The sequence below is a fragment of the Nocardioides sp. CPCC 206348 genome (assembly GCF_048654705.1).
Taxonomy (GTDB): domain Bacteria; phylum Actinomycetota; class Actinomycetes; order Propionibacteriales; family Nocardioidaceae; genus Nocardioides.
Genome location: NZ_JBMCZA010000229.1, coordinates 56,450 through 65,301, shown reverse-complemented (window position 1 = coordinate 65,301; position 8,852 = coordinate 56,450). Strand labels below are relative to the sequence as shown.

General features: G+C 70.2%; 7 protein-coding genes. 2 read left to right on the top strand and 5 right to left on the bottom strand.

What is annotated here, in order from left to right; all coding sequences use genetic code 11:
- Window positions 1-1,128, top strand: a 1,128-nt coding sequence (locus ACOADB_RS26130; RefSeq protein WP_378605871.1) for a CaiB/BaiF CoA transferase family protein, incomplete at its 5' end; no start/stop codon positions are given.
- 46 nt (window positions 1,129-1,174) lie between these two features.
- Window positions 1,175-2,332, top strand: a complete 1,158-nt coding sequence (locus tag ACOADB_RS26125; protein WP_378605868.1) for an acyl-CoA dehydrogenase family protein — start codon at window positions 1,175-1,177, stop codon at window positions 2,330-2,332.
- A 113-nt stretch (window positions 2,333-2,445) separates the two neighbouring features.
- Here the strand turns inward: ACOADB_RS26125 and ACOADB_RS26120 are convergent, their stop codons facing one another.
- From ACOADB_RS26120 to ACOADB_RS26100, 5 genes are all read right to left on the bottom strand, one after another.
- Window positions 2,446-3,894 carry a flavin-containing monooxygenase gene (locus ACOADB_RS26120; RefSeq protein WP_378605865.1) on the bottom strand — a complete coding sequence of 483 codons (1,449 nt, stop codon included), beginning with the start codon at window positions 3,892-3,894 and terminating at the stop codon, window positions 2,446-2,448.
- Complete coding sequence (locus ACOADB_RS26115; protein WP_378605862.1) at window positions 3,891-4,604, bottom strand: TetR/AcrR family transcriptional regulator; 714 nt, start codon at window positions 4,602-4,604, stop codon at window positions 3,891-3,893. Before ACOADB_RS26115 ends, ACOADB_RS26120 begins: the two co-directional genes overlap by 4 nt.
- Before the next feature lie 28 nt (window positions 4,605-4,632).
- Window positions 4,633-6,315, bottom strand: a complete 1,683-nt coding sequence (locus tag ACOADB_RS26110) for an FAD-dependent oxidoreductase (RefSeq protein WP_378605859.1) — start codon at window positions 6,313-6,315, stop codon at window positions 4,633-4,635.
- A 10-nt stretch (window positions 6,316-6,325) separates the two neighbouring features.
- Window positions 6,326-7,324 carry an AurF N-oxygenase family protein gene (locus ACOADB_RS26105; protein WP_378605856.1) on the bottom strand — a complete coding sequence of 333 codons (999 nt, stop codon included), beginning with the start codon at window positions 7,322-7,324 and terminating at the stop codon, window positions 6,326-6,328.
- A 175-nt stretch (window positions 7,325-7,499) separates the two neighbouring features.
- Window positions 7,500-8,852, bottom strand: a 1,353-nt coding sequence (locus ACOADB_RS26100; protein WP_378605853.1) for a hypothetical protein, incomplete at its 5' end; no start/stop codon positions are given.

Below are 8,852 nucleotides of genomic sequence, written 5' to 3'. Positions count from 1 at the left end.
CCCCTCGACGGGCTCAAGGTCATCGAGCTCACCAGCCTCGCGCCGGCACCGTTCGCCTGCATGGTGCTGGCCGATCTCGGTGCCGACGTGATCCGGGTCGACCGCGCCGGCGGCGGCGACGCGCTCGCCGTACCGTCCGGCTACTTCGACCGCGGCCAGAGGTCGATCGCCGTCGACCTCAAGGACCCCCGTGGTGTCGACATCGTGCGCGGCCTCGTCGACGACGCGGACATCCTGGTCGAGGGCTTCCGCCCCGGAGTTGCCGAGCGCCTGGGCGTCGGGCCCGAGGCCTGCCAGGGCTGGAACCCCCGGCTGGTCTACGGCCGCCTCACCGGCTACGGCCAGCACGGTCCGATGGCCCAGGCCGCCGGGCACGACATCAACTACGTCGCGCTCGCCGGCGCGCTCGAGCCCATCGGCCGCGCGGGCGAGCGCCCGCTGCCGCCGCTGAACCTGGTCGCCGACTTCGCCGGAGGCGGCTTCCTCCTCGTGATCGGCCTCCTGGCCGCGCTGCGGGAGCGGGAGTTCTCCGGCAAGGGCCAGGTGGTCGACGCCTCCATGGTGGAGGGCGCCGCCCTGCTCACCACCTTCGTGCACGCGATGGCCTCGACCGGCCTGTGGATGCCCGAGCGCGGCACCAACTTCCTCGACTCCGGCGCCGCGTTCTACGACACGTACGTCTGCAGCGACGGCAAGTACGTCGCCGTGGGGGCGCTCGAGCCGCAGTTCTACGCCGAGCTGCTGAGCCGGCTCGGACTCAGCGACGAGGACCTCCCCTCGCCGTTCGACCTGGACCAGGCGGACAAGCTCCGGGCGGTCTTCGCCGGTGCGTTCCTCACGAGGACCCGGGACGAGTGGACCGAGGTGTTCGACGGGGTCGACGCCTGCGTCACGCCGGTGCTGTCGCCGAGCGAGGCGCCCGACCACCCGCACAACCGCGCCCGCCAGAGCTTCGTCGACATCGACGGTCGGGTCCAGCCGGCCCCGGCACCCCGGTTCTCGCGCAGCATCCCTCCCGTCCCGGCGCCGGCGCCGCGGCTGGGCGCCCACACCGATGACCTCCTCGCCGAGCTCGGCCACACCGCCGACACCATCGCCGAGCTTCGATCCGCCGGCGTCGTCGGCTGACCGTTCCGTCGCCCGTCCCACCATCACCTGCAAAGAAGGAATCACCATGCCCCAGCGTCGTTCGCCCTGGATGGACACCGACCTCGACGACTTCCGCGACCTCGCGCGCACCTTCTGCGAGAAGGAGGTCAAGCCGAACGTCGACCGGTTCATCGAGAACAAGCAGGTCGACCGCGAGCTGTGGAACAAGGCCGGCGAGGTCGGCCTGCTGTGCCTCTCGGTGCCCGAGGAGTACGGCGGCGGTGGCGGCACCTTCGCGCACGAGGCGATCCTCGTCGAGGAGCAGGCCCGGGCCGGGGACAGCTCCTGGGGCGTCTCCCTCCACAACGGCATCGTCGCGCACTACATCCTGAACTACGGCACCGAGGAGCAGAAGCTCGAGTGGCTGCCGAAGATGGCCAGCGGCGAGGTCGTCGCGGCGATCGCGATGACCGAGCCCGGCACCGGCTCGGACCTGCAGAACATCAAGGCCAAGGCGATCCGCGAGGGCGACGAGTACGTCGTCAACGGGTCCAAGACCTTCATCACCAACGGCGCCCAGGCCGACGTCGTGATCACGGTCGTGAAGACCAACCCGGAGGAGTCCGCTGCCGGCATCTCGCTGGTCATCGTGCCGACCGACACCCCCGGCTTCTCGCGCGGCCGGGTGCTCGACAAGATCGGGATGAAGGGCCAGGACACGTCCGAGCTCAGCTTCGTCGACGTACGGATCCCGGTCACCAACCTGCTCGGCACCGAGGAGGGCCAGGGCTTCATCCAGCTGATGGAGCAGCTGCCCCAGGAGCGCCTCATCGTCGCCGTCTCCAACGTTGCCGCGATGGAGTTCTGCTTCGACGAGACGCTGCGCTACGTCCACGACCGGCACGCCTTCAACCGCCCGATCTGGGGCTTCCAGAACACCAAGTTCAAGATGGCCGAGGTCGCCACCGAGGCCCGGGTCGCGCGGTCGTTCGTCGACGAGTGCATCACCCTGCACCTCGAGAAGCAGCTCGACATCCCGACCGTGGCGATGGCCAAGCTCTGGTGCTCCGAGCGTGCGCAGAAGGTCGCCGACAAGTGCCTGCAGCTGCACGGTGGCTACGGCTACATGACCGAGTACCCGATCGCGCGGGCCTGGGCCGACCTCCGCGTCTCCCAGATCTACGCCGGCACGAGCGAGATCATGAAGGAGATCATCGCGCGGTCGATGCCGGCGCCGGGCTGAGTGCTGCGGAGGTGCAGGAATACCCGCTTATGCGGGTATTCCTGCACTCCTTGACTGTTGCAACGGCCAAGAAGTGCCAGTTTCCCCGCTGAAGCGGGTATTCCTGCACCCCGTCAGGCCGAGAACTCCAGCGCCGCGTCGTCCACCGGCTTGCGAAACGCCAGCACGTCCTGGAAGTAGTTCATCTTCAGCCGCCACGGGTACGTCGAGCCCTGCTTGGGCATCGCGTCGATCACCCGCATGACGTAGCCGGCCTGGAAGTCCAGGAAGGGCTCCTCGGCGATCGAGGGGTCGCGGTTGGGGACGACGGTGCGGGAGCCCGACTCGTCCATGCGGCGCAGCAGCTTGACGACGTACTCGCACACGAGGTCGGCCTTGAGGGTCCAGGATGCGTTCGTGTAGCCCATGATGAACGCGAAGTTGGGGACGTCGCTCAGCATCAGGCCCTTGTAGACCATGGTGTCCGCGGGCTTGACGGCCGCGCCGTCGACGGCGAGCGAGGCCCCACCGAACAGGTTCAGGTTGAGCCCGGTGGCCGTGATGATGATGTCGGCCTCGAGCTCCTGGCCCGACTTGAGCAGGATGCCCTTCGGGGTGAACCGGTCGATGTGGTCGGTCACGATGTCGACGGTGTGCTGGCGCAGCGCCTTGAACAGGTCGCCGCCGGGGACGGCGCACAGGCGCTGGTCCCACGGGTCGTACGGCGGCTTGAAGTGCTGGTCGAAGTCGACGTCCTTCGGCAGCTGGCGCTCGAGGAGCTTGCGCAGGAGGGCCCGCGACTCGGTCGGCCGGGCCTGGCAGAACTCGTAGAACGCGATCCGGCTGGTGAGGTAGCGGGTGCGGATGAGCTTCTTCGCGATGGTGTCGGGCAGGCGCTTGTACATCTGCGCCGACAGGTGGTCGTGCGTCGGCTGGCTGATGATGTACGTCGGCGTCCGCTGCAGCATCGTGACGTGTCCGGCGCCGGACTTGGCGAGTGCCGGGATCAGGGTCACGGCGGTGGCGCCGGAGCCGATGACCACGACGCGCTTGCCCTCGTAGTCGAGGTCCTCGGGCCACTGCTGGGGATGGACCACCTGGCCCTCGAAGTCGTCGCGGCCGGCGAACTCCGGGGTGAAGCCGGCGTCGTAGTTGTAGTAGCCGGTCGTCGACCAGAGGAAGTTGGAGGTGATCTCGGTGGTCTCGCCGGTGTCGGTCCGCTCGACGCGCACCGTCCAGAGCGCGTCGGCGCTCGAGAACTCCGCGTGGACGACCTTGTGGTGGTAGCGGATGTGCTCGTCGATGCCGTTCTCGGCGGCCGCTTCCTGGAGGTAGGAGAGGATGTCCGGCCCGTCGACGATCGCCTTGCTGCCCTTCCAGGGCTTCCACCCGAAGCCGAGGGTGTGCATGTCGGAGTCGGACCGGATGCCGGGGTAGCGGAAGAGGTCCCAGGTGCCGCCGAGCGCGTGGCGCATCTCGAGGACGGCGTACGACTTGTCCGGGAAGGCCTTGTTCACGTGGTACGCCGCATCGATGCCGGACAGGCCGGCTCCGATGATGAGTACGTCGACGTGGTCGGTCATGGGGTGTCCTTCAGGTTCAGGAGCTCCTCGACCGGGAGGTCGGGCAGCTCGATGGAGCGTGTCCTCGCGAGGCCCTCGACCTGGAGCCAGGTGACCTCGGCGAGCAGTGCGGTGAACTCGGGTACGGCGGGGCGCAGCTCGGCACGGGCGGTCCAGCTGCGGACCGCAGCCATCGCGCCGCCGACGAGCAGGAACACCCAGGGCGTCAGGGAGTCGCGGTCGTCCTCGGACATCTCGACGCCGAGGATCTCGATGAAGGCGCCGATGACCTCCTCGATCATGGCGGCGAACTGGGTGATCGCGTCGTCGAGCGGCTTGGACGGTGCGCCGGCGACCTCGCGCTCGGCGAAGCGCATCAACGCCATGTTGCCGACTGCCCACGCGACGTAGGCGTCGACGATGCGGTGCACGATCTCGCGCGGCGTGCCCTCGAGGGTCACGGCCGCCAGCAGCGGCTCCGTGGCCAGCGCGCAGACCTCCTGCTGGATGGAGAGGTCGAGGTCGGTGCGGTCCTCGAAGTAGCGGTAGAGCACGGTCCGGTGCACGGACGCCTCGTCGGCGATCTGCTGGACGCTGAGCTCTTCGCCCGGTGCGATGTCCCGGGCCAGGACGGTGATGGCGGCATCGATGATCGCCTGCCGACGCGCGGCGTTGTGCTCCTGCCAGCGTCGCTTGCGACCGTCAGTGGCATCGCCCCTCGGCGCTCCCATGACGGAACCTCCTCGGATCAGCACGGCGTCACGACACGGTACGCCGTAGGAACCCGCGCCGACGCGCAGGATCGCCCGATGTCGCCATGAAGATCTGCTGCGCCGCGGGGTCGACGATCTTGGCCCGCGGACGCCCGATCCGGGCGCCCTGCTCCCGCTCAGCGGCGTCGAGGCGCTGCCAGCCGGCGAGGTCGGAGGCCTCGGGGTGGACCGCCCGCACCAGCTCGGCAGCGCGGCGCGCCGATCCGACCGGCTCGGGGATCCCGGCATCGAGGTCGTCGAGGATCGCCTCGACGGTCTCCTGGGCGCAGGTCTTGTTCGTGCCGATGAAGCCGTTCGGGCCGCGCTTGATCCAGCCGACGACGTACACGCCGGGCTCGACGCGACCGCCGTCGTTGGGGACGGTCGCGGTGGTGTCGTCGAAGGGCAGGTCGGCGACGGGGAGGCCGCGGTGGCCGACGGAGCGGACCACGAGTCCCGTCTCGATGGTGCGGACGTCGTCGGTCGCTCGGGCGCGGACGTCGCCGTCCGCCGTGGCGACGAGCTCGTTGCGGGCGACCCGGACGCCGGTGACCCGGCCGTCCTCGCCGAGGATCTCGACGGGGGAGGACGTGAACGCCAGCACGATCCGGCGGCGCTCGGGGTCGTCGGAGGGGGTTCGGTCGGCGAGCTCGCGAAGGAGCTGGCTGCGCTGGTCGTCGCCAGCGAGCAGCTCGGGGTCGGCTTCGACGATGACGTCGACGTCGTCGAGCCCGGCAAGACCGATCAGCTCGGGCACGGTGAAGGCAGCCTGGGCGGGGCCGCGGCGGCCGAGCACCACGACCTCCCGCACGCTGCTCGCGCGGAGCTGTTCGAGCGGCTCGGGCGCCAGGTCGGTGCCTTCGAGGACGGTCAACGGGCGGCTGAGGATGCGCGCCACGTCGAGCGCGACGTTGCCGTTCCCGACGACGACCGCCCGCTCGTGGGCGAGCGGGACGTCGAGGTCGCGCTGGTCCGGGTGGCCGTTGTACCAACCGACCACTGCCGTCGCCGGGATCGATCCGGCGAGGTCCTCGCCGGGGATGTCGAGGTTGCGGTCAGCGGACGCGCCGACGGCGTAGACGACGGCGTGATAGCTCTCGCGCAGGTCGGCGAGCGTCACGCCCTCGGTGCCGACAGCTCCAACGGGGGCGCCGAGGAAGTAGCGGAAGCGGGGCTGCCGCTCGATCGCCTCGAACAGCCGGGTGACCTGCTTGGTCGAGGCGTGGTCGGGTGCGACCCCGTGCCGGACCAGGCCGTACGGCGTCCGGAGCCGGTCATAGACGTCGACGCCCTCGATCTCGGGGTGCTTGAGCAGCTCGTCCGCCGTGTAGAGGCCGGCCGGTCCGGCGCCGACGACCGCGACCCGGAACGGGCCGCGCCGGGTGAGCCGGCGCTGCTGCGGCACCAGAGCCAGGGGCGTCCGGTCGGCGTGCGGGAACGCGTCGTAGTAGGCCGCGTTGAGCTCGATGAACGGCAGCTGCTTGGTGGTCAGCGCAGCATCGGGGACCATGGCGCCGACCGGGCAGGCCGTCGCGCAGGCTCCGCAGCCGACACAGGAGTCGGCGTCGATGTAGACCATCTCGGAGGTGCCGAAACCGGGCTCGCCCGGCGCGGGGTGGATGCAGTTGACCGGACAGGCGACGACGCAGGAAGCATCGGCGCAGCAGGACTGCGTGACGACGTAGGCCATGGAGGTCAGCTCAGACGGCGGCGGACTTGGGCTCGCTGCGGAACCGCGAGGCGGTGCCGTTGATGCCCAGGGCACGCCAGATCCGGCGCGAGACCGTGTTCATGAGGTCGAGCTCCTCGGCGAGCATGCGCACGTCGCCGAAGGTGTCGCGCAGCAGCTTCTGCGACTCGGGGCTCTTCCAGTAGACCTCACGCATGACCTGCTTCGGGATGCCGAGGTCCTTCTGCATCTGGCGGGTCGGCTTCATGATCACGTCGCACAGCACCCGCATGATGACCGGGTAGGCCAGGGACAGGCCGAACCGCTGCACGCGGCCCCAGTCCTTGGAGCGCTCGACGAGGTAGCTGTGGGCGAAGCCGATGTGGCGCGCCTCCTCGGCGACGTGGATCTGCATCACGCGCTCGACGATCGGGTGCAGGTCGTGGCCCGAGCGCAGCACCGACTTCTGCAGGTAGTCGATCGGCTCCTCGCCGGCGAGGATGCCGATGAAGAAGATGTTGGTGAGCGGCCCGCCGGCCAGGCACAGGAACGGCGCCACCTTGACGAACCACTTCGGACCGCCCTGGACGTCGACACCGATCCGGTTCACACCCTCCTGGAACATCTGGGTGTGGTGGCACTCCTCGGTGACCTCGTGCGTGGAGTAGCGGAACTCGGCGCGGTTGTTGCCCATGCCGATCAGGTGGCTCATGATGCCGCCGATCAGCACCTGCTCGAACTGCAGGCCGACCTTCATGATGTTGGAGAGGCGGTACTTGCCGATCTCGATCTGTCGGTCGAGCGGCAGCGACTGGTACCACTCGGTCCGGCCGAGCGGGTCGATCTCGGGGAGCACCCAGCGCGGGTCGTCCGGGATCATCTCGAACTCGGGGCTGTCCCAGGCGATGTCGAGGAACGCGTCGAAGTGCTGGTGCACCGACGCCTCGGACAGCACCCGGAGGGTGTCCTGGTAGCTGAGCCCCGTGGTGTCCGGAGCGATGTCAGCGGTGCGATCGGCGGTGGCAGTCATGGTTCGGGTCCGTTCTCGTCATCGAAATCGGGAGCATGCACTCTGTTAGCGCAACACTATGTTGCATACATTGACCCCGGTTTTGTCAAGGAACTCGAGGGCGCGCGTCAGCCCCCGCGGACCGCGTCAGGCGGCGGGTGTGGTGCAGATCGCTCCGTCGGGAGCGTGCGGTCGGTCAGGCGGAGGGGCGCAGGTAGCCCTGCTCGCGCCAGCGGGCGAGCGCCGCCACGAGGTCCGGGTGGTCGGCACGGTCCGCCGCCCGGCCCCCGGCCACGAGGGCCGGCAGGTCCGGGTCGTACGCGGCGTCGTACACGACGGTGAGGCGGTTGGCCGAGGTCGCGTTGATCAGTGAACCGAGCAGGGCGACGGGGTCGGAGCGGTCCTCCAGGGACAGCACGAGTACGTCGCCCGACAGGTGCGGCAGCTGCGCCGACGGTGCGTTCGCCGTCACCACCTGGTCGACCACGAAGCCCGGCAGGTCCGCACGGGTGGCGATCTCGAGCGCGGCAGCGCCGCCGGTGCCGCGGCCCACCAGCATCACGCGGGTCGGCTCGTCGGTGGCGGCTGCGGCGGCGGTGAGGGCCCGGATGACGTCGGCGGCGTAGCCGGACTGGTCGCCGGAGACCAGGCGCAGCCGCCCGGGTGCCGGACCGGATCCGGCGGCACCGGTGAGCAGGGCCACGAGTCGGCCGGGGCCGACCTGCAGGATGCGGACCGGGTCGTGCGCGCGGTCGCTGCTGGTGAGCAGGGCCATCAGGTCGCCGAGGCCCTCCGGGGCATCCGGGCGGGCCTCGGGTGCGGTGGGTGCGGCGTCCGTGGTGTCGACCGGGTCGCTGGCGCCCATCGCGACGTCGCGCAGCGCCGCACCCCAGTCGGAGGTGAGTGGGGCGACGCCGGCCGCGCGCAGGCCACCGGCGCGCGCCGCGCGGCCGCTCTCGCCGGACAGCACACCGGCCGTCAGCAGTCCGCGCATCTGGAGGCTGTCGAGCAGCCCGCCACCCGTGGTGACGTGGTCCATCAGCTCCGGGTTCGCCGCGGCCAGGTCGTTGAGGTAGGAAGCGACGCCGTCGCGGTCCAGGGCGTCGGTCTCGATCAGGCCCGCAGCCACGATGGCGCCGCCGAGGCTGACCTGGGGTGCGAGGTAGCCGATCGCCCGGCCGGCGATCGAGCCCAGGGTCTCGTAGGCCGCGGCCTGGAGCTCGTCGATCCAGCGGTACGTCAGCACCGTGGCCCGCAGGATGAGGGCGTCGGCGTCCAGCTCGATCGAACGGCTCAACAGGCCGTCCTTGCCCGTGGTGGCGGCCCGCAGCTCCTCCTCGGCCGTGGCCCAGGTCCGGGGGGACAGCGCCGTCGACGCGGCGATCTCCGGGTCCGTCAGCACGTCGCGGCCGAGCTTGGCCCATTCGCGCATCTGGGCGCCCGCGTCGTCGAACAGGTCGGCCAGGCGCAGCATCTGGTCGTACTTGTCGGCCAGGTCGGCTGCCTCGACAGCGGTCTCCGGCGTGCTGCGACGCTCGACACCGGCAGC